Source organism: Candidatus Schmidhempelia bombi str. Bimp, assembly GCF_000471645.3.
In the GTDB taxonomy this organism is placed as follows: Bacteria; Pseudomonadota; Gammaproteobacteria; order Enterobacterales; family Orbaceae; genus Utexia; species Utexia bombi.
Map to the genome: position 1 here is coordinate 17,877 of NZ_AWGA01000074.1, position 21,078 is coordinate 38,954.

At 36.0% G+C, this 21,078-nt stretch carries 20 protein-coding genes; 19 read left to right on the forward strand and 1 reads right to left on the reverse strand.

The features are described from left to right. Positions 1–47: 47 nt before the first annotated feature. A complete protein-coding gene (gene pncB / locus O970_RS08340) occupies positions 48–1,271 on the reverse strand; it encodes a nicotinate phosphoribosyltransferase (RefSeq protein ID WP_024496654.1) in 1,224 nt (407 codons plus the stop codon). A gap of 140 nt (positions 1,272–1,411) precedes the next feature. Here pncB and pepN point away from each other — a divergent pair, with 140 nt between their 5' ends. The 19 genes from pepN to O970_RS08435 all read left to right on the forward strand — a co-directional run bounded on the left by pepN (position 1,412) and on the right by O970_RS08435 (position 21,039). Beyond that, positions 1,412–4,033 (forward strand): aminopeptidase N, encoded by a 2,622-nt coding sequence (gene pepN / locus O970_RS08345; RefSeq protein ID WP_024496655.1) that lies wholly within the window; start codon positions 1,412–1,414, stop codon positions 4,031–4,033. A 10-nt stretch (positions 4,034–4,043) separates the two neighbouring features. Then, complete coding sequence (locus O970_RS08350; protein ID WP_081685298.1) at positions 4,044–4,385, forward strand: rhodanese-like domain-containing protein; 342 nt, start codon at positions 4,044–4,046, stop codon at positions 4,383–4,385. Between the two features lie 158 nt (positions 4,386–4,543). Beyond that, positions 4,544–5,386 (forward strand): phospholipid ABC transporter ATP-binding protein MlaF, encoded by an 843-nt coding sequence (gene mlaF / locus O970_RS08355; protein WP_036563133.1) that lies wholly within the window; start codon positions 4,544–4,546, stop codon positions 5,384–5,386. Further along, entirely contained in the window at positions 5,383–6,159 is a 777-nt protein-coding gene (gene mlaE / locus O970_RS08360) for a lipid asymmetry maintenance ABC transporter permease subunit MlaE (protein WP_024496658.1), read from the forward strand. The genes mlaF and mlaE overlap by 4 nt, the downstream gene beginning before the upstream one ends. Positions 6,160–6,168: 9 nt before the next feature. Then, positions 6,169–6,753 carry an outer membrane lipid asymmetry maintenance protein MlaD gene (gene mlaD / locus O970_RS08365; RefSeq protein ID WP_036563134.1) on the forward strand — a complete coding sequence of 195 codons (585 nt, stop codon included), beginning with the start codon at positions 6,169–6,171 and terminating at the stop codon, positions 6,751–6,753. 3 nt (positions 6,754–6,756) lie between these two features. After that, positions 6,757–7,392 (forward strand): phospholipid-binding protein MlaC, encoded by a 636-nt coding sequence (mlaC, locus tag O970_RS08370; RefSeq protein ID WP_024496659.1) that lies wholly within the window; start codon positions 6,757–6,759, stop codon positions 7,390–7,392. A gap of 10 nt (positions 7,393–7,402) precedes the next feature. Next, positions 7,403–7,672, forward strand: coding sequence for an STAS domain-containing protein (locus tag O970_RS08375; protein WP_024496660.1), 270 nt, complete (start codon positions 7,403–7,405; stop codon positions 7,670–7,672). A 5-nt stretch (positions 7,673–7,677) separates the two neighbouring features. Beyond that, complete coding sequence (locus tag O970_RS08380; protein ID WP_024496661.1) at positions 7,678–7,932, forward strand: BolA family protein; 255 nt, start codon at positions 7,678–7,680, stop codon at positions 7,930–7,932. Positions 7,933–8,268: 336 nt separating this feature from the next. Then, entirely contained in the window at positions 8,269–9,519 is a 1,251-nt protein-coding gene (gene murA, locus O970_RS08385) for a UDP-N-acetylglucosamine 1-carboxyvinyltransferase (protein WP_024496662.1), read from the forward strand. A 6-nt stretch (positions 9,520–9,525) separates the two neighbouring features. Then, positions 9,526–9,912 (forward strand): glycerol-3-phosphate cytidylyltransferase, encoded by a 387-nt coding sequence (tagD, locus tag O970_RS08390; RefSeq protein ID WP_024496663.1) that lies wholly within the window; start codon positions 9,526–9,528, stop codon positions 9,910–9,912. A 22-nt stretch (positions 9,913–9,934) separates the two neighbouring features. After that, positions 9,935–11,179, forward strand: a complete 1,245-nt coding sequence (locus O970_RS08395) for an oligosaccharide flippase family protein (protein WP_024496664.1) — start codon at positions 9,935–9,937, stop codon at positions 11,177–11,179. Continuing rightward, the gene (locus O970_RS08400) at positions 11,160–12,170 is read left to right on the forward strand and encodes a CDP-glycerol glycerophosphotransferase family protein (protein WP_024496665.1); all 1,011 of its coding nucleotides are present in this window, start codon (positions 11,160–11,162) and stop codon (positions 12,168–12,170) included. Before O970_RS08395 ends, O970_RS08400 begins: the two co-directional genes overlap by 20 nt. A gap of 34 nt (positions 12,171–12,204) precedes the next feature. Continuing rightward, positions 12,205–13,359 carry a glycosyltransferase gene (locus tag O970_RS08405; protein WP_166667099.1) on the forward strand — a complete coding sequence of 385 codons (1,155 nt, stop codon included), beginning with the start codon at positions 12,205–12,207 and terminating at the stop codon, positions 13,357–13,359. 8 nt (positions 13,360–13,367) lie between these two features. Further along, on the forward strand, positions 13,368–14,585 hold the full coding sequence (locus tag O970_RS08410) for a hypothetical protein (RefSeq protein ID WP_024496667.1): 1,218 nt from the start codon (positions 13,368–13,370) through the stop codon (positions 14,583–14,585). Between the two features lie 443 nt (positions 14,586–15,028). Beyond that, positions 15,029–16,123, forward strand: coding sequence for a glycosyltransferase (locus tag O970_RS08415; protein ID WP_024496668.1), 1,095 nt, complete (start codon positions 15,029–15,031; stop codon positions 16,121–16,123). Beyond that, positions 16,116–17,546 (forward strand): mannose-1-phosphate guanylyltransferase/mannose-6-phosphate isomerase, encoded by a 1,431-nt coding sequence (locus tag O970_RS08420; protein WP_024496669.1) that lies wholly within the window; start codon positions 16,116–16,118, stop codon positions 17,544–17,546. The genes O970_RS08415 and O970_RS08420 overlap by 8 nt, the downstream gene beginning before the upstream one ends. Next, the gene (locus O970_RS08425; RefSeq protein ID WP_024496670.1) at positions 17,533–18,939 is read left to right on the forward strand and encodes a phosphohexomutase domain-containing protein; all 1,407 of its coding nucleotides are present in this window, start codon (positions 17,533–17,535) and stop codon (positions 18,937–18,939) included. The genes O970_RS08420 and O970_RS08425 overlap by 14 nt, the downstream gene beginning before the upstream one ends. Positions 18,940–19,030: 91 nt before the next feature. Then, positions 19,031–20,419, forward strand: coding sequence for an undecaprenyl-phosphate glucose phosphotransferase (locus tag O970_RS08430; protein WP_024496671.1), 1,389 nt, complete (start codon positions 19,031–19,033; stop codon positions 20,417–20,419). Positions 20,420–20,457: 38 nt separating this feature from the next. Then, on the forward strand, positions 20,458–21,039 hold the full coding sequence (locus tag O970_RS08435; RefSeq protein WP_024496672.1) for a DJ-1 family glyoxalase III: 582 nt from the start codon (positions 20,458–20,460) through the stop codon (positions 21,037–21,039). Positions 21,040–21,078: the final 39 nt, after the last annotated feature.

The following is a 21,078-nucleotide window of genomic DNA, read 5'->3' on the forward strand; positions in this document are numbered from 1 at the left end:
AACTCTCTTTTTAATTATGGATAAACATTAATTTAATAAAATAGTTGTTAGTGCGGTATTACCTGAAATGCTTTTTTTAGTGCATTAATAAAAGCAACATCCTGCGAAATAGTTTTACCTGGACTATCGGATAATTTTGCCACAGGTTTGCCATTACATTCAACGAGCTTAATAACGATATTGAGTGTTTTAGTATTAGCGTTTTCAGTAAGGGGAAGATCGCAAGTCAAATGACCGCCAATACCAAAAGCCAATTTAACGCGCTTATGGAAATGGCGATAAATGGTTAACGCTTTTGTTAAATTTAAGCTATCGGAAAAAACCAAGGTTTTTTCCGTTGGATCAATACCTAAATTAAGATAGTGTTGAATGGCACTTTCTCCCCACGCAATCGGATCGCCAGAATCGTGGCGCAGACCTTGATAATGAGTAGCAAATGGCATATCAAAGTCTCGTAAAAATGCTTGCATAGTAATACAATCGGTTAAGGCTATGCTGAGATGATGGGCATACTCATCTTGCCAAACTTGCAGGGCTTGACGTTGACAATTGCCTAAATGTTGACTGATTTGTTGATGAGCCTGAAACCACTCATGCGCTTGAGTACCTACCGCTTGTAAGCCTAGCGTATGGGCTAAATGATAATTACTCGTACTATTGAAATTAGGGAAATGTTGTTTTAAATAATCAATTACAGCCTGTTGAACCTTAAATGAGTAGCGACGTCTTGTTCCAAAGTCCATCACATTAAAGCCAGATAAATCGAGATCTGTGCTCTGGCTATGAAATAATTTAAGTTTATTTTCTAAGTGTGCGACTGCCTCATTCACTCCTATGTCTGGGGTACGATCTTTATGTACCACTTCACTAATCACCGCAAGTAAGGGCACTTCCCATAAAATCACCTCTTTCCAGCGTCCTTCAATACGGATATGCAATTGATCATTGATACTTTGAATATTAACCAGACGGGGATTATAACGATAAGATTTCAGCCAATTTAGATAGTCTTGTTTGAAATATGGGAGTGAAGATAAATAGTCATATTCCTCATCAGTTAACCTAAGCGATTGCATTAAATTCACTTGTTGTTGAATTTCTTGCACATAACTGCCAAGTAAATCATCGCTACGACAACGAAATTCAGCAGCGACCGTCACATCAGGATAATGATGATAGACCGCTTGTTGCATATGTAATTTATATGCATCAGTATCTAAAATTGATGTTAATATCGGAACGGATAAGTTCTTTTTATTATTGATAAACATGAGTAATTTATTAAAAAAACAGGATCGTTTATTGATTATAGCAGAATTAATTTTTTCGCGTATATTTATCACTTATTCTAAACATTTTTAGCTATAATTAAATAATTCGTCGTTCAATAACTGAAAAATGAGTGTGCAACATGAACCATAATTTAACCCCAGCCAAGTATCGATTAGACTATACGCCACCAGATTTTACCATTACCGATATTGATTTAGATTTTAATCTAGCGCCAGAAGTGACTACGGTGATAGCCCGAAGTCGCGTGATCCGAAATAGCCCTCAAGCGCAAGATCTGATCTTAGATGGGCAGGCGCTAACGTTACTTTCGGTCAATATTGATGAGCAGCCTTGGCATGACTATCAACTAACGCCGAATCAACTGATTATTAAAGATGTCCCTGACACCTTTACATTAACGATTGTTAATGAGATCCAACCTATTAATAATACCGCTCTTGAAGGATTATATGTCTCTGGTGAGGCACTCTGTACGCAATGTGAAGCCGAAGGGTTTCGACATATCACTTACTATTTAGATCGCCCCGATGTATTAGCCCGTTTTACAACGCGAATTACAGCCAATAAACATCACTATCCTTATTTACTTTCCAATGGCAATCGTATTGCGAGTGGTGAATTAGATAATGATAGGCACTGGGTACAATGGCAAGACCCCTTTCCAAAACCAAGTTATCTTTTTGCTTTAGTCGCTGGCGATTTTGATATTTTACGCGATACATTTACCACGCATAGTGGGCGCGACATTGATTTGGAAATTTATGTAGATAAAGGTAATCTTGATCGTACTTATTGGGCGATGCAAAGCTTAAAAAATGCCATGAAATGGGACGAGCAGCGTTTTGGCTTGGAATATGATCTCGATATTTTTATGATTGTGGCGGTGGATTTCTTTAATATGGGCGCCATGGAAAATAAAGGCTTAAATATTTTTAATTCTAAATTTGTGTTGGCGAAAGCAGAAACCGCTACCGATGAGGATTATTTAGGCATTGAGTCGGTGATTGGTCATGAATATTTCCACAATTGGACCGGTAATCGTGTTACATGCCGTGATTGGTTTCAATTAAGTTTAAAAGAGGGGCTAACGGTTTTCCGTGATCAAGAATTTAGTTCTGATCTCGGCTCACGAGCGGTGAATCGTATTAATAATGTCCGTATTATACGTGGTCCCCAATTTGCCGAAGATGCCAGCCCTATGGCCCATCCAATAAGACCGGACAAAGTCATCGAAATGAATAATTTTTACACGGTGACTGTCTACGAAAAAGGATCAGAAGTGATCCGTATGATGCATACGCTATTGGGTGAACACGCTTTCCAAGCTGGTATGAAACTTTATTTTCAACGGCATGATGGCACGGCTGCTACTTGTGATGATTTTGTGCAAGCCATGGAAGATGCTTCTGGTATAAATCTAACCCAATTCCGCCGTTGGTATAGCCAATCGGGTACGCCTGAATTATTTGTTACAACCAAATATGATGCCGAATTACAACACTATCACTTAACGGTTAAGCAACTGACTAAGCCCACCCCCGATCAAACGCAAAAGCAAGCGTTGCATATTCCTTTAGACATAGAGTTATACGATGATCATGGTCAACCTATTGCTCTGCAATTCCAAGGTCAGTCAATCGATTCTATTCTTAATATTACTGAAACTGAGCAAACATTTATCTTTGATCAGATTCCAACTCAGCCAGTTATCGCTTTATTACGTGAGTTCTCAGCGCCAGTTAAACTGCATTATGACTACAACGTCAAGGAATTAATCTTTTTACTTCAACATGCAACGAATGCCTTTACTCGCTATGATGCCGCACAAAGATTGTTTTATCACTCTATCGATCAAAATATTGCACACACAAAGGCTGACGGGTTTATCGCTTTAACTGAACAGATAATAGATGCATTTAGGGGGATACTACTTTCTACCCAGTTAGATCCCGCTTTAATTGCGCTGACGCTTACGCCACCATCAGAAAATGAGATTGCGAATCTGTTCGACATCGTAGATCCGGATGCTATTCATCAGGTTCGCCAAGCCTTAATTAGACAACTAGCTAATGCATTACAAGATGAGTGGTTAGCGATTTATCATACGCATAAGACGCCAGACTATCATATTCAACACGATGATATGGCTAAACGCGCGTTAAAAAATCTAAGCTTATCTTATATTGCCTATATTCCTGATATTGAACTCGCTTCAAAACTTATCTCACAGCAGTATTGGCAAGCCAATAATATGACCGATATGTTGGCTGCATTATCATCGGCAATGAAAGCGCAGCTTGACTGTGCTAATCAACTTATGGCGGATTTTGATCACAGATGGCATCACGATGGATTAGTGATGGATAAGTGGTTGGCTTTACAAGCAACCAGCCCAGCACCTGATGTACTGGCTAAAGTGAAAAGCCTCTTAACCCACCGTTCTTTTAGTTTATCCAATCCTAATCGAGTCCGCGCATTAATTGGTCAATTTGTGGCGAATAATCCTGTCGCATTTCATCATAAAGAGGGGCACGGATATCAATTTTTAGTTGAGATTTTGATGGAGTTAAATCAGAAGAATCCACAAGTTGCCGCCAGACTGATTGATCCATTAATTCGTTTCAAACGTTATGATCAAGTGCGTCAAACGTTAATGAAACAGGCATTGAACCAACTACTTGTCCTTGATCATTTATCGAATGATTTATATGAAAAAATTTCGCGTGCATTAGACGATTAAGGTAATTGCAATGGGTCATAATCAGCCAATACTATCGATGACGGTAGAACAGTTGTATCAACGCATGAACAACAACGACACGTTTTTTCTGCTTGATGTCAGAGAGTCACATGAAGTGGCTATTTGCCAGTTACCGAATTCGAAACATATTCCAATGAACTTAATTCCAACTTATATCGATACCATCCCTGATGGGATCGATATTATTGTATATTGCCACCACGGCATACGTAGTTTAGCTGTGGCAACTTATCTACAACATGCTGGATTTTGTTCTAAGCAATTATTTAATCTTGAAGGTGGTATTGATAAATGGGCGAAAATCATTGATAAATCGTTAAGTCGTTATTGATTTATCTAATAATATCAATAGATTACTATTTTTATGCTGGATTAAAAACAATAGTATTTAACTAATTTAGGGTTATACGGTAGAATGATCGGCTTTATTTAGTTAGCTATAATTATGTCTACATTCAGCCAAAAATTTACCGCAGAGATTAAAAAAATATGGTATTAATTACAGAAGCGGCGAGCAAAAATAATTTAGTTGAAATTCGTGATATGTCATTTTATCGTGGCAACCGCCCAATCTATAAAAATATGAGTTTGGAAGTGCCTAGAGGTAAAGTGGTCGCCATCATGGGACCGTCAGGAATAGGTAAAACAACACTACTGCGTTTAATTGGTGGGCAACTTAAACCACAAAGTGGGCAAATTTTATTTAATGGTGAAAATGTACCCACTTTGTCTCGTCATCGTCTTTATCAAATACGTAAAAAAATGAGCATGTTATTTCAATCTGGCGCGCTATTTACTGATTTAAACGTATTTGATAATGTGGCTTATCCGTTAAGAGAACATTATCAACTGCCAGAGCCCATCTTACATTCATTAGTATTAATGAAATTAGAAGCGGTTGGTTTACGTGGTGCGGCAAGCCTTATGCCATCAGAATTATCTGGGGGCATGGCAAGAAGAGTGGCACTAGCTCGCGCCATTGCTCTTGATCCAGACTTAATTATGTTTGATGAGCCGTTTGCTGGACAAGACCCTATCTCGATGGGCGTGATTGTCCGATTAATTTCAGAAATCAATAGTGCGCTGGGTTTAACCTGCATTGTGGTTTCACATGATGTTAACGAAGTACTATCCATCGCCGATTATGCCTATATTGTGGCAGAACAGCATATTATTGCTGGTGGCACACCAGAGGTGTTGCAAGCCAATCAAGATCAACGAGTCAAACAATTTCTTGCTGGGTTGGCTGATGGGCCCGTTCCCTTTCACTACCCTGCGACGGATTATCGTCAAGATTTATTAGCAGTTAAAAAGAGAGGAAAGTCTCAATGATAAATGGGATACAAAAACTAGGCCGCTTGACGATCCATTTTTTGTCCATGTTGGGGCGCTCAGGCATGATGCTATTTGGTGCCTTAATCGGACGTCCTAACGTGATCAAACAATTTCCGTTATTGATTAAACAACTCTATTTTGTTGGGGTGCAATCGCTGACCATTATTGCTGTTTCAGGACTATTTATTGGGATGGTACTAGGCTTACAAGGGTATTTTATTTTAACCACCTTTGGCGCTGAGGCCAGCCTTGGTATGCTCGTTGCGTTAGCGTTACTGAGAGAGTTAGGCCCCGTCGTTGCGGGATTACTCTTTGCTGGGCGAGCAGGATCCGCTTTAACCGCCGAAATTGGTTTAATGAAAGCCACCGAACAGTTATCAAGCTTGGAAATGATGGCGATTGATCCATTAAGACGTATTATTTCGCCCCGTTTTTGGGCGGGATTTTTCTGCTTACCATTTTTAACGGCGATTTTTGTTGCGGTCGGTATCTTAGGCGGTGCGATGGTTGGGGTCGATTGGAAAGGCATTGATTCTGGTTTTTTCTGGTCATCGATACAAAGCAACGTTGATTGGTGGCACGATGTGTTCAACTGTTTTATTAAAAGTTTTGTGTTTGCAATAGCCGCAACATGGATTGCGCTATTTAACGGATATGACGCAGTCCCTACTTCAGAGGGAATAAGTAAAGCAACTACCAATACTGTTGTCTATTCTTCATTAGCTATTTTAGGGTTAGATTTTATTTTAACCGCATTAATGTTTAGTTGAGGTTAATTCATGGGAAATCGAAAAATCGAAATTATTGTCGGTTTATTTATGCTTATGGTGATCAGTTCAGTGCTTTTTTTATGTTTAAGCGTTGCTGATATTTCATCTATTAAGTCTGGTTCCACTTATCGTGTCTATGCGGTATTTGATAATATTGGGGGATTAAAGGCCCGCTCGCCAATTAAAATTGGTGGGGTAGTGGTTGGACGAATTAAAGATATTGTATTGACCTCATCAACAAACGAAAATTATAAACCTTATGTCATTATGGATATTGATCAACGTTATAATCAAATACCAAGTAGTAGTGCCTTGACGATAAAAACCTCTGGTTTACTGGGTGAACAATTTATTGCCATTGATTTAGGTGTTAAAAAAGACGTTGTAGATGAAATTGATGAAATCGATGCGCTCGAAGCAGGTTACACCGTCGATCAGCTTAATAATTCGGATAAAATACCAGAATATTTTCAAGAAGGTTTCGTGATCCACAATACTAAACCAGCGATGGCGCTGGAAGATTTAATTGGTCAGTTTTTATATAGTTCTGATAATAAAACATCAGAACAACCTGATTCACAAACAAAGGAATAGATTATGTTAAAACGTTTATTTATCGTTATCATGTTGTTTTTCGCCCCTTTCGCGATGGCAAAATCCGTTGCTAACAACCCTTATGCCCAGATGAACGTCGCTGCGGATCAGCTATTTAGTTCATTTAATACGGAAAAACAGCATATTGCCAAAAATCCAGACAGGTTAAAGGATTTAGTAAAACAAAATTTATTGCCCTATATACAGGTCAAATATGCAGCGGCATTAATTCTAGGAGGGGAATATGGAAAAGCGACCAAAGAACAACGCGACGCTTATTTTATTGCCTTCGAAAACTATCTTGTTCAAGCCTTTGCCCAAGCACTATCGATGTACAATGGGCAAACTTATCAAATAGAAAGCGAAAAAGATTTAACCAATAAAAATATTGTCTCAATTCGGGTAACATTAGTCAGTGCCGATAAAAACCAGCCGCCTATCCGTTTAGATTTTCAGTGGCGTAAAAACACCAAGACTGGTGAGTGGAAAGCTTATGATATGATTGCTGAAGGGGTGAGTATGATTTCAACTAAACAAAATGAGTGGGCAACAATTTTGCGTCAAGGTGGAATTACGGCATTAACCGAGCAATTACAAAAACTAGCTAGCCAGCCAATTAAGCCTGAAAGTAAAGCATAGAGAATCGCTTATGTCATTAATTTACTGGCAACAACAAGATGATGTTTTATATTTAAAAGGGGTCCTAGATCGATCCACGTTAAACCAAATTTGGCAGCAAGATAGCACTTTATTCGATACCATCGCTAATATTGATGTCACCGAATTAACCCGTGTTGATTCGGCGGGATTAGCTTTATTGGTCAATTATTGCCTTAATTTTAATCTTCAGCTTATAGGTATCAATGCGCAATTGCGTACCTTAATTCAACTTTATAATTTAGAGAAAGTGATAACCTAAAAATGATAAGTCATGACGAAATTATTAAAAAATTACATTCTGCTTTAACCTTAGATGAGGTAAGAGTTTATAGCGAGGATGGCAGCCATTTCCAGATTATTGCCGTTAGTGATCAATTTGACACAATGTCACGTGTAAAAAGGCAGCAAGCAATCTATGCGCCATTGGCGGAGGATATAGCCAATAATCGTATCCATGCGCTATCTATAAAAACCTACAATGTTGCACAATGGCAACGTGAAAAGAAATTGTTAGGTTGATAATTATTGCGTTAAAAATGATGTATTGCTTTATTTTAGTAGAGTTTTTACTAGAATAAAGCATTTTCATTATTTATTGATAACGCATTAATGTTTATAATCTGCATTATCATGAAGATAACGCATTGACTAAATTAACAATCAGTCTTACTGATAATATTAACTAATTAAGATCCATAAAGTTTTATATGGAAAATAGGCATATAAACTGGTATCAAAAATTATTTTTTGATAGTGACAATGAGATAAGATAAGCGGTAATGACACCGGCGTTTTGTTAGTGTATCGATTCAGTATTTTTCATTGATGGATTTATGACAATAAGGAATGACTATAGTGGATAAATTTTTGGTTAAAGGTGGTTTAACATTAAGCGGTGAAGTAACTATATCCGGTGCCAAAAACGCCGCCTTGCCTATTTTATTTGCCTCTTTATTGGCGCAAGAACCTGTAATTTTAAAAAATGTCCCTAAACTAAAAGATATTGATACGACATTAGAATTATTGTCACGTTTAGGTGTCAATATCAAACGTAATGGATTAGTGCAGATTGATGCCAGTCAAATAAATAATTATTGTGCGCCTTATGAATTAGTCAAAACCATGCGCGCTTCGATTTGGGCATTGGGGCCACTCGTGGCGCGTTTTGGTGAAGGGCAAGTTGCTTTACCCGGTGGTTGTGCAATTGGTGCACGACCGGTCGATTTACATATTAGTGGCTTAGAAAAATTAGGCGCTAATATAACCCTCGAAGAAGGGTATGTTAAAGCTCACGTTGATGGTCGTTTAAAGGCTGCTCATATTTTTATGGACAAAGTGAGTGTAGGCGCAACCGTAACCATTATGAGCGCGGCGACATTAGCTGAGGGAACAACCATTATTGAGAATGCCGCTTGTGAACCAGAAATTATTGATACCGCTGAATTTCTTAATACCTTAGGTGCAAAAATTACTGGCGCAGGAACCGATCGTATTACGATTGAAGGAGTAGAGGCATTAAAAGGTGGCGAGCACACCATATTGCCTGATCGTATTGAAACTGGATCATTTTTAATTGCTGCTGCTGTGTCCAAAGGTCATATAATCTGTCGTAATACCTGTCCCGATTTTCTTGATGCGGTTTTAGCAAAGTTAGAAGAAGCGGGAGCGGTTATCAAAACAGGTGATGATTGGATTAGTTTAGATATGCAAGGTAAGCGACCAAAAGCGGTTAACATCCATACCGCCCCTTACCCTGGATTTCCAACCGATATGCAAGCTCAGTTCTCTTTATTAAATATGGTAGCAGACGGAACGGGGATTATTAAAGAAACGATTTTTGAAAATCGTTTTATGCATGTGCCAGAATTGGTACGTATGGGCGCGAAAGCTGAAATAGAAGGGAATACATTAATTACTTATGGCGTAGAAAACTTAGCCGGTGCTGAAGTAATGGCAACCGATTTAAGAGCATCTGCCAGCCTCGTTATTGCAGGTTGTATTGCCAGTGGAACAACTATCGTTGATCAAATTTATCATATTGATCGCGGTTATGAACAGATCGAGCACAAATTAATGGGATTAGGTGCAGATATTAAAAGGATTTAAATCAACATGAAAAAAGTAATAACATACGGAACATTTGACCTCTTACATTGGGGTCATATTAGACTATTACAGCGAGCAAAAGCGTTAGGTGATTACTTAATCGTTGCCCTATCATCAGATAATTTTAATCAAATTAAATCTAAAAAATCTTATCATAGCTATGATGAAAGAAAAATGATGTTAGAGTCTATCCGTTATGTTGATCTCGTGATCCCAGAAGAAACCTGGGATCAAAAAGCTGATGATATCAAAGAATTTAAAGTTGATACGTTTGTCATGGGTGATGATTGGATTGGGCAGTTTGATTATTTACACCCCTTATGCTCTGTCGTTTATTTACCAAGAACTGAAGGAATATCGACAACTAAAATTAAAACTGAATTAGGTCGTTAATCAAACGCTAAGTGCACTATTAATGGCCTCTTTAAAGAAAAATATTTTGTCCTTGTTTTTGGTACAAATTTTTCATTATATTATACCATTGCTCCAATTACCTTATCTTAGCCGCGTATTAGGTATTGAACTATTTGGGGTAATGGCCTTTATGTTAGCATTAATTCAATTTATTAATGTACTAACTGACTATGGTTTTAATCTATATATACCGCAAATTGTGGCAGGTGGTCGTAATAGTCATCAACAAGTAAGTATTCTCTCCTCAAATATATTCACACTTAAGCTAGGCTTCTCACTCGTTGGCTATATACTGTTTTGGGCGATTATCCTTTTCAATTCCAGTTATGCGGCCTATTATGATTATGCATTGATTGTCTCATTATCGATTATAGGTAACGCTCTTTTTCCTATCTGTATTTATCAAGGGCTAGAAAAGCTGACGACCATCAGTAAAATGATTATTTCGTGTAAATTCTTAGCACTGTTATTGGTTCTTATATTGGTCAAAAGTCCTGCTGATTTTATCTCTATTGCGATTATTAATACGTCACAAATTATCTTATTAACGCTTATTGCCTTTATTGGATTATATAAACAAAAAATAATCCTAAAAATGTCTTTTATTCACAAAATAGAATTGATCCAATTACTGATTAACGCTTTCCCATTCTTTATTTCAAGGCTTTCTGTCTCTTTATATACTGTTGGTGCTGGCGTATTTTTAGGTATGTTTAGCACACCGATTCAGGTTGCCTATTACAACGTTGCGGAACAATTATATAAAGCAAGTCAGCAAGTGTTTACACCATTGTATCAAGCGTTGTATCCCTACATGATTAGGACTAAGGATTATCAGGTATTTTTTAAAGTTTTATTTGTTGCGATTGTGATCGCTATCATCGGTGCGATGATGGGTTTTGTTTGGGGTAAACCTATTTTAGTTTTTATTTTTGGTGAAAATTTTGCTCAAGCAAAATCAATATTAGATGTTTTTATGGCGACGATTGTATTTAATACTCTGGCAGTCATGATGGGATATACGGCCTTATCGCCATTAGGCTTAGCGAAATATGCTAATCGCAGTGTAATATTATCAGGGATGGTACAGTTATGTTTATTAGTGTTCATTTTATGTTTTATCCATAACATAACCGGCGTTATTGTGGCCAGCTCTATTCTTATCTGCGAACTATTTACCTGCCTATATCGAGGGCGTAAGTTTGTCAATTATTTTAAGGCACATAATGAAACAGCAAAAACGTAACCTTTTACAACGATCGCTTATTATTAAGTTAGGCTTTATGTTAGCTTGGCCTATTGCGATGTTATCAAAATTCGTGCCTAAAAAAGATATCGCGCTGTTTTCATCTCGAAGTGGTTATCAGATTGCGGATAATGCCAAATATTTATATCAAAATTATAACGGAAATAAAATTTGGATAACCAAAAATAAAGCGTTAGTGAATACGCAACAGCAGATTATTTACGCCTATTCATTAGCTGGTATTTACTATCAACTGATAGCTAAACATGTCTATTTTACCCATGGTATTTATGATTTTGTTCCTTTTTTAATTTGGGGGGCAGATAAAATCAATTTATGGCATGGTGTACCGCTTAAAGAAATTGGACCAAAGGCAGATGATATCGCCAGCCCCCAGTATAAAATAAAGATAAAAAGGTTATTCTATTTTATATTCCCTTATATGTATTATATGGCGTGTGATAAAGTCATTTGTCCTGACGAAAAGCGAACAAGCGATTATCAACGCTATTTTTCGGTAGCTAAACCTGAATTAATTTTTAGCAAGCAACCAAGAAATCAATATGCAATCCAACATCAAAAACAGAAGAAAATATTAATTTCACCTACTTATAGAAAGTGGGATACGCTTTTTATAAATAAATATTTAGCCTCCTTATGTTCGCAAGATCTTGCGCAGCTGTTAAGTGAAAAAGGCTATTCACTTGTTTTAAGACCTCACCCGTTGGATGTTCCTTTTATACATCAGCATGCTTTACCAGATTATGTGCAGTTAGATACCACAATTGATTTGTATGAAAGTATTACTGGTTACGATCTTGTTATTACTGATTATTCAAGTATTTACTATGATTGTATGGAATTAGCGATTCCTTGTTATATTTTTGCCCCTGATTTAGCACTGTATCAACAACAGGTAGGGTTAGGCACGGTTTATTTCACCGAAATTCAACATAAATTAATTAGTAAAATAGAAGATGTAATCAATTAATAGCGTAAATGAGTAAAAAATAATGGATGTTTTAATGGTATGTGCAGAGCCTCCGTATCCGGCTAATCACGGGGGAAGAATGGATGTAATGCAAAAAATAGTTGCTTTTAGCCAATTAGGTTATCATATTGATATAATTTATGTGAGCAATGACCGTGATGATCAAGAATGCGAACAATATTTATCTCAATACGTGGATAATATTTATAAAGTCCAACGAAAAAAAGGGATAACATCGTTTTTAATGGCATTATTGACATTATACCCTTATCAGATGGTATCCCGACGCCAGTTAAAAAATATTAATATTGATAAGCACTATGATATTCTGGTCTTGGAATCAGAACATGTCTTTTCCGCACTATCTAATCCGACTATTTGTGCCACGAAAAAAATCTTAAGAATTCATAATGATGAATATAAATATTTTAAAGCCTTAATGCGTTCGACAAAAGGGATCAGCAGATACTATTATTGGATTGAAAGTTATCTGCTACAGTTAAGAAAAAAATCAACGTATAATGCTTGTGATGGATTATGGTTTATTTCTAAAGATGAATGTACTTCTGACTATCAGCATGGAGAGTGGCTACCACCTAATATGCCAATTAATCAGCCATTTAATAGTGATAAATACCAACAAAATCCAGCTAAATTATTATTTGTTGGCAATTTATTTACGCCAAATAATTTAGAAGCCATTATATGGTTTTTAGAACAGGTATATCCATCACTAATTGCAGATGATGCAACACTACACCTAACTATTGCAGGCAGCTGTAGAGAAAAGGTCAATAACCGCTTATTGGATACGATAGCCAACTATGATACAAAGAATGTGACACTGATAACGAATCCTTCTGATCATGAATTAAATAAGATTTATCAACAACATACTATTTTTGTCAATTCCATGTTGAACGGGGCTGGCGTTAAATTAAAAACCATTGATGCGATGCGTAACTCAATGGCGGTAGTTTCTACATCTATCGGCGTTGAAGGGACAGGCTTAATTGCCGATCAGCATTATAAACTTGCTGATACCGAGCATGAATTTTATAGCCAAATTGCCTCACTTATAAAAAATATGCCAGAAGCAAAACAGTTAGCTCAACACGCTTATCAGTTTGTTGCGGACAATTTTGATATCAAAAATAGAATAGATCAGTTAACTAAAATAGAAAAATAGAGAAATAAATGAATAAAATCAATAAGATGTTGTTTTTGTGTTTTTGTGTATTTATTCCTTTCGAAAATACACGATTAAGTGCAATCGGTGGGGTATTAACTGCCTCACCAGCCATCATTTTTTTGTTTTTAGGTCTATTAGGGTGTTTACTTTCCATCAAGAAGGTCAATACGAAATTTTTTATACTTTTTATCATTTTACATATCCTTTCGATAGGGTATTTACTCTATTGGTCTATGATATTTCCTACGCTTGATATAGGATTTATTTTTGATAGGGGAGTTCGTTTTTTTGCTATTATAATGTTCTATTTTGGTGCGATTTACTATTCAATGCGTCAATCTGAAGCGTTGCTGATTATGGGCGGAAAAGCAATAAGCATAGTTATTCTTTTCTCTTTACTTTGTAATATCTTTTTTCCTTCACTTATCTATAATCCAAGTTTTCTTCATGCCAATGAATATTTTAGTATTAATCGATTCAGAGGGTTTGCTTTTGAATCGAGTTCATTTGGTTTTCAGATTATCTGTGCTGTTTTTATTATTGCTATCGTGTATAAACTCAATTTAGTATTTACTGTTCTAACCGCTACAGCATTAGGTATTCTCTCAACATCTAAAGGGGCGGTAGTCGTATTATTGCTAAGTTTAGTTATCGTTTTTCTATTGATAAAACGTATCGCTATTATTTATAAATTAATTCTTATTATCTTAAGTTTAATTATCGGTTCGTTTATTGTGAAAACGTTTTTGCTAAGTTCATTTGTGGGGGATATTGAAAATTACACCTCTGTTGCTACACGCTTAACGGTATTCTTATTAGGATTTAAAACATTAATATCTTATCCCCTAGGCGTGAGCTATTTTGGTTTCTTACCCTATTTTTATGAAAATGGTAAAGACATGATGTATTTTATTCAACAACATTCACCTTTCCTATTAATCTTTTCTGAGGTAGACGAATATTTCCAAATTGGCGCATTTAAATCAATTGGCACCAAATCAACCATATTGGATTTAGTGGTATTTTTTGGCTGGTTTTTTGTTATTGGTCTGAGTGTTTTTGTTAAAAAGATTTTTTCACAGTTGAGAAAAAAAGGGAATTATATTTTATTAATTTTGAGTGTATTCACGCTATTAGCCAATATCTTTTTTATCTCCTCCTTAACACTATATTTAACGCCATTTTTAATTGGATTTATTACTAAATTATCGCAACAAGAATAATTTTTATTATATAAATAGTAGCTGATTTAGGCGTGAGCTATTTTGGTTTGTTACCTTTATGAACATGGTAAAGACATGATGTATTTTATTCAACAACCGTCGCCTCTCCTATTAATCTTCTAAGGTAGAAGAAAAGTTCCAAATTGGAGCATCTAAATCAATTGACACCAAATCAACCATATTAGATTTAGTCGTATTTTTGGGCTGGTTTTTTTTATTGGTCTGAGTGATTTGGTTAAAAAGATTTTTACTCCATTGAGAAAAAAGCCATTATATTTTAATTAATTTTGAGTGTATTTACACTATTAGCGAATAGCTTTTTTAGCTTCTCCTTAACACGATATTTAACGCCATTCTTAATCGAATTTATTACTAAATTATCGCAACAAGACGCGTTTTTATTATATAACTATTAGCTGCCTATAATGACAAAAGGAAAAACAATGAAAATATTACATGTTGCTGAAACGATTAAAGGGGGAGTAGCATCGGTGATAAATACGCTTATCGTGTTTCAGGCGAAAAAAGATACGGTTTGTGTATTAATACCGGATAGTCAAGCTAATGAATTAAATAAAATCGCTAATTGTCAGCAATATTATTTTCGGCGTACAGGCAGAAATATAGGTTCGTTTTTATCCCTATTAAAACAATTTTTCTCTTTTGTTATTAAAGAAAAACCAGATGTCGTGCATATTCACAGTAGTTTTGCTGGTGTTATTGCACGTTTTGCCTTAATGGTTCTCTATCCGATAAGAAGACCTATTGTCATTTACTGCCCACATGCTTTTTCTTTTATTATGCCTAATTCAAATATTAAACGGCAAGGTTACATATGGATCGAACGCTTATTACAGCCAATCACAGATAAAATCATTTGTACTAGCCAGTTTGAACTTCAGCAAGCCATCGCATGTGGCATGAATAAGCATAAATTACAGGTCATTTACAATGGGATTGATTTGGTTAATATGACCACTCCCTCTCCTTATCTAAATAATCAAAAGATCCACCTATTATTTGTGGGTCGGTTCGATCGACAAAAGGGGTATGACTTATTACTTCAATTAATCAAAAAGCTAGATAAACAACGCTTCGATTTAACCATTATTGGCGCCCCTGTGCACGATAATGTTGAAAAATTAACCCAAAGTAATGTGGTTTATAAAGGTTGGTTAACGTATAAAGAGATTATTCCTTATTTTCAGCATGCCGCAGTATTACTAATGCCAAGTCGATGGGAATCATTTGGCCTAGTGGCGGTTGAAGCACAAAGTTTCGGTTTGCCTGTTGTGGCTAATCATTGTAGTTCATTGCCTGAGGTAATTTTAGATAAGAAAACGGGTTATTTAGTTAATTTTGAAAAAGATATTGATAATATCGTTGAACTATTAAATAACATGACTATAGTTGAATGGCAGCAAATGAAATCGGACTGTATCCAATTTGTTACATCCTATTTTTCTGCTGAAAAGATGAATGAAGCTATTGATGATTTGTATAATAATTTGAACGATGGAAAAAAGCAGTATGAATAAAGTTTATCCTACCATAATGGCAGGTGGCACTGGAAGCCGTCTATGGCCTTTATCTCGCGAAACCTACCCAAAACAATTTATCCGTTTGTGTGGTCAATATTCGATGTTACAAGATACCATTAATCGATTGCATGCTATTGATAATCTGGGATCGCCATTAATTATCAGTAATGAAGAGTACCGCTTTGTGGTCGCCGAACAATTACGTGAAATTAATCAATTATCGAATAATATTATTTTAGAACCACTAGGTCGCAATACGGCGCCGGCGATAGCACTTGCAGCATTACAAATTATTAAACACGATCCCAATGGTATTTTATTGGTATTGGCTGCTGATCATATCATTAATGATGATGCCGCTTTTTGTTCTACTGTTAATCAAGCTGTCACCTATGCAGAACAGGAAAAATTAGTTACGTTTGGTGTTGAACCGACTTACCCAGAAACAGGATATGGATACATTAAAAAAGGTCAACAGACTGGCGATAAGGGTTTTATTGTTGAGAAATTTGTAGAAAAACCGAATCAGAAACTGGCGCAAGAGTACTTAAATACCAAAGATTATCTATGGAATAGTGGTATCTTTCTATTTAAAGCTTCTGTTTATCTTGAACAATTAAAGTTACATCGGCCTAATATTTTTGAAAAATGTCAACAGGCAATGCATAACACTGAGCAAGATAAAGATTTTATTCGTATTGATAAAGAGATTTTTTCACAATGTAAAGCTGAATCGGTCGATTACGCGGTTATGGAACAGACCAATGATGCGATAGTCGTTCCGTTAAACAGTGATTGGAGTGATGTAGGTAGTTGGTCCTCTCTATGGCAGATTAGTGAAAAAGGGGAAAATAATAATGTTATTTGTGGTGATGTGATTGCCATTGATTCAAAGGATAATTATTTACGTTCTGAAGATAAATTAATTGCTACGGTAGGGGTCAATAATTTAGCCATAATTGAAACCAAAGATGCAGTATTAGTAATGGATAAAGCACAGAGCCAGAATGTTAAAAAAGTTGTTGATGAATTAAAACGTTCAAATCGAAAAGAATATGTTATTCACCGTCAAGTATTCCGTCCTTGGGGATCTTATGACTCTCTCGATAAAGGTCAGCGATATCATGTCAAAAATATTCGGGTAAAACCAGGTGAAAAATTGTCCTTACAAATGCATTATCATCGTGCTGAGCACTGGATAGTAGTATCGGGTACGGCTGAAGTCGTGATAGATGATAAAGTACAATATATCACTGAAAATCAATCGGTCTATATTCCATTAGGAGCAAAACATTCCCTCGCTAATCCTGGAAAAATAGATTTAGAGATTATTGAAGTACAATCCGGCAGTTATTTAGAAGAAGATGATATTGTTCGATTTCAAGATCGATATGGAAGAATAGAAAATGAGCATAAATAAAGCACAATTGCACTGTTTTAAAGCCTATGATATCAGAGGTAAATTAGGCGAAGAGTTGAATGAAGATATTGCTTATCGTATTGGACGGGCTTATGCGCAATATTTTCGACCTCATCAAGTGGCTATTGGTTCTGACGTGAGATTAACCAGTGAATCCTTAAAGAAAGCTGTTACTCAAGGATTGCTGGATTGTGGGGTAAATGTGATTGACATCGGTTTAAGTGGCACCGAAGAGATCTACTTCACTACCTTTTATTATCAATTAGATGGCGGAATCGAAATTACAGCCAGTCATAATCCGATAGATTATAACGGTATGAAATTGGTTAGCCAGCATGCTAAACCGATTGATAGCCAGCAATTATTGGCGATTAAACGATTAGCTGAAGCAAACGACGTGATGCCGGCGCTTCCAGAAAAAAAGGGACAATATAAGCAGCTTAACATTATTCATGATTATGTGACCCATCTATTAAACTATATCAATTTCCAGAATATCAAAAGACCACTAAAATTGGTCATTAATTCTGGCAATGGGGCGGCTGGCCATGTAATAGATGCCATTGAAAAACAATTTAAATTAGCTAATTTACCGATAGAAATAATTAAGGTCCATCATGAACCTAATGGTCATTTTCCACATGGCATACCTAACCCATTGCTACCTGAATGTCGCGATGATACACGCCAGGCGGTAATTGAACATAAGGCTGATATGGGGATAGCTTTTGATGGTGATTTTGACCGCTGTTTCTTTTTTGATGAACAGGGTAATTTTATCGAAGGTTATTATATTGTTGGACTACTCGCCGAATCCTTTTTACTCAAATATCCAGGGGCGAATATCATTCATGACCCTCGACTAATTTGGAATACCATTGATATTGTTAAAAAGCAAGGCGGCCAAGCTATTCAGTCAAAAACAGGCCATGCTTTTATTAAACAGAGCATGCGTGAACACGATGCCGTGTATGGCGGTGAGATGAGTGCACATCACTATTTTAAAGAGTTTGCTTACTGTGATAGTGGTATGATTCCATGGCTATTGGTTACGGAGCTGTTATGCTTAAAAGGGTTGCCTTTAAGCCAATTAGTAAAAGAACGTATTCATGCTTATCCGGTCTCTGGTGAGATAAATCGTATGGTTACCAACCCTCAACAAATCATAAATAGAGTTAAGCAACACTTTTTATCGCATGCTATCACCGTTGATATGACAGATGGTTTAAGTATGCATTTTGATCATTGGCGTTTTAATTTACGACTATCTAATACCGAACCGTTAATACGTCTGAATGTGGAAGCCATTGCTGATAAAGATCTAATGCAAGATAAAACGGCATTATTATTAAGTTTATTTGAAGAAAAAAACGGTAATGTTGAGCAAGGCTGATTTTTGAAACTGCTAAACTTTTTAATTAATCATTTGCTACCTGGGAAAGAGTACTAAAAGTTATACTTTAATATGGATTTGTTTTAAGATTATGATTAAGAGCAAAATTACCCATTCAGCGATACGTCCAGCTGTTCCCCCTTTTGTTATTCTTCAGCTAATATTTGATCTACTTACCATCATTGTTAGTGCGTTTTTAGCGGATAAATTATTAAATCGAGAGATTATTTTAGATTGTTATCAAATTTTAATCGTCATTGTCTGTTTTTTATTTTCCGCTATTGTTAGAAACATGTATCAATCCATATTTACTCCTAGTACTCATCTATTATTTATAGAATTACTTAAAGTTTGGGTAATAGGGTTTGGTAGTGGTGTGATAATTCATGGATTAATAAGCTCTTTCAAGCTTTCATGGCTATTTCTCTTACTTTGGTTTGTTTTTACTGTGGTTCTATTTTATCTATTTTATAAAACCGCTCAATATATTGCCAAACGCTTATTACGGCAAAAGGAAATCAATATCGCTTTTATTGATAACCAACTACAAATCAAATTTTTGGCGAAAGATTTAAAAAATATACCTTGGAAAAAATACAATATTGTGGGTTTTTACAGTAGCGACGACAATCAATACAACGAAATGATCTACAAAGGAAATATTGAACAACTATTAGCCGATGCCAAAAAGGGGCTAGTTGATGAAATTTATGTCGCAGACAGCCAGATGATGCGTAAGAAAATTGAATATATTATTCAAAAACTTGCCGATACAACTTGTTCAGTAATGTTATTACCGAATGTTTTTACCTTTAATTTATTGCGTTCACGTATCTATACCATTAATGATAGACCGGTTATTTCTATTTATGACACCCCTTTCCAAGGACTCAATGCTTGGATAAAACGTGTTGAAGATATTATTGGTGCTTCAATTATTTTAATGATAATCTCTCCGCTATTATTATTGATTGCTATCATCATCAAATTGACCTCTAAAGGTCCGATTTTGTTTAAACAAGATCGATATGGTATCAATGGTAAAATTATAAAAGTATGGAAGTTCCGCTCAATGAAAGTTATGGAAAATGGCGATAATGTTAAACAAGTCACCAAAGGTGATGCTCGCTTAACGCCTGTAGGTGCTTTTTTACGACGGACCTCACTTGATGAATTACCTCAATTTTTAAACGTATTATGGGGCGATATGTCGATTGTTGGACCTAGACCACATGCGATTGTACATAATGAATACTATCGAACCATGATCATGGGTTATATGTTACGTCATAAAGTTAAACCTGGTATTACTGGTTGGGCGCAAATAAATGGTTATCGCGGTGAAACGGATACGATAGATAAAATGCAAAAACGCATTGAATATGATTTAGAATATATTCACAATTGGAGTATAAGTTTCGATATTAAAATTATCTTATTAACGATAGTGAAAGGATTTATTAGTAAAACCGCTTATTAAACTACATAATAACAATTTTGACTGATTGTGGAGAAAATATGACTAAATGTGCATTAGTGTTGTTAGCTGATGGTTGCGAAGAAACAGAAGCAGTAACAACAATAGATTTGCTCACCAGAGCCGGTGTAGCGGTGACGATTGCTAGTATCAACGAACAAGATAAAGTACAGTGTTCACGAGGGGTTATCCTACAGGTTCAAAAAATATTTTCGCAAATTAAGGATCAACCTTTTGACGTTGTGATCTTACCTGGTGGCTTGAAAGGGGCGGAAAACTTCCGCGATTCACCACAAGTCATTGAAAAGCTTAAGCAGACACATCAGCAAGGTCATATTGTAGCCGCGATTTGTGCTTCGCCAGCGATGGTATTACAACACCATAACTTATTTCCGACTGCCTATATGACTGGCTATCCGTCAACGAAAACAGCATTCAAATTATGGAAAGATGAACGCGCCTATTATGATCAACATAGCAAAGTGATTACTAGCCAAGGTCCTGCTACATCGATTGATTTTGCATTAAAAATTATTGCCACTCTATGTGGCACTGAAAAAGCAAAACACGTGGCGGCTGAATTAGTTTTACCTAAAGGGATTGATAATTATTCAGATCAATAATCCCATAATAAAAAGGCACCAGCTATGATGTTGGCGCCT

Bases quoted from the DNA above. Each gene is read 5' to 3' on its own strand.
- O970_RS08430 (WP_024496671.1), top strand. From the start codon at position 19,031: ATGATTAAGAGCAAAATTACCCATTCAGCGATACGTCCAGCTGTTCCC.
- O970_RS08420 (WP_024496669.1), top strand. From the start codon at position 16,116: ATGAATAAAGTTTATCCTACCATAATGGCAGGTGGCACTGGAAGCCGT.
- O970_RS08375 (WP_024496660.1), top strand. From the start codon at position 7,403: ATGTCATTAATTTACTGGCAACAACAAGATGATGTTTTATATTTAAAA.
- mlaE (WP_024496658.1), top strand. From the start codon at position 5,383: ATGATAAATGGGATACAAAAACTAGGCCGCTTGACGATCCATTTTTTG.
- O970_RS08415 (WP_024496668.1), top strand. From the start codon at position 15,029: ATGAAAATATTACATGTTGCTGAAACGATTAAAGGGGGAGTAGCATCG.
- O970_RS08405 (WP_166667099.1), top strand. From the start codon at position 12,205: ATGGTATGTGCAGAGCCTCCGTATCCGGCTAATCACGGGGGAAGAATG.
- O970_RS08435 (WP_024496672.1), top strand. From the start codon at position 20,458: ATGACTAAATGTGCATTAGTGTTGTTAGCTGATGGTTGCGAAGAAACA.
- O970_RS08425 (WP_024496670.1), top strand. From the start codon at position 17,533: ATGAGCATAAATAAAGCACAATTGCACTGTTTTAAAGCCTATGATATC.
- O970_RS08350 (WP_081685298.1), top strand. From the start codon at position 4,044: ATGGGTCATAATCAGCCAATACTATCGATGACGGTAGAACAGTTGTAT.
- O970_RS08410 (WP_024496667.1), top strand. From the start codon at position 13,368: ATGAATAAAATCAATAAGATGTTGTTTTTGTGTTTTTGTGTATTTATT.
- mlaF (WP_036563133.1), top strand. From the start codon at position 4,544: ATGGTATTAATTACAGAAGCGGCGAGCAAAAATAATTTAGTTGAAATT.
- O970_RS08400 (WP_024496665.1), top strand. From the start codon at position 11,160: ATGAAACAGCAAAAACGTAACCTTTTACAACGATCGCTTATTATTAAG.
- mlaC (WP_024496659.1), top strand. From the start codon at position 6,757: ATGTTAAAACGTTTATTTATCGTTATCATGTTGTTTTTCGCCCCTTTC.
- O970_RS08395 (WP_024496664.1), top strand. From the start codon at position 9,935: ATGGCCTCTTTAAAGAAAAATATTTTGTCCTTGTTTTTGGTACAAATT.
- pncB (WP_024496654.1), bottom strand. From the start codon at position 1,271: ATGTTTATCAATAATAAAAAGAACTTATCCGTTCCGATATTAACATCA.
- mlaD (WP_036563134.1), top strand. From the start codon at position 6,169: ATGGGAAATCGAAAAATCGAAATTATTGTCGGTTTATTTATGCTTATG.
- tagD (WP_024496663.1), top strand. From the start codon at position 9,526: ATGAAAAAAGTAATAACATACGGAACATTTGACCTCTTACATTGGGGT.
- pepN (WP_024496655.1), top strand. From the start codon at position 1,412: ATGAACCATAATTTAACCCCAGCCAAGTATCGATTAGACTATACGCCA.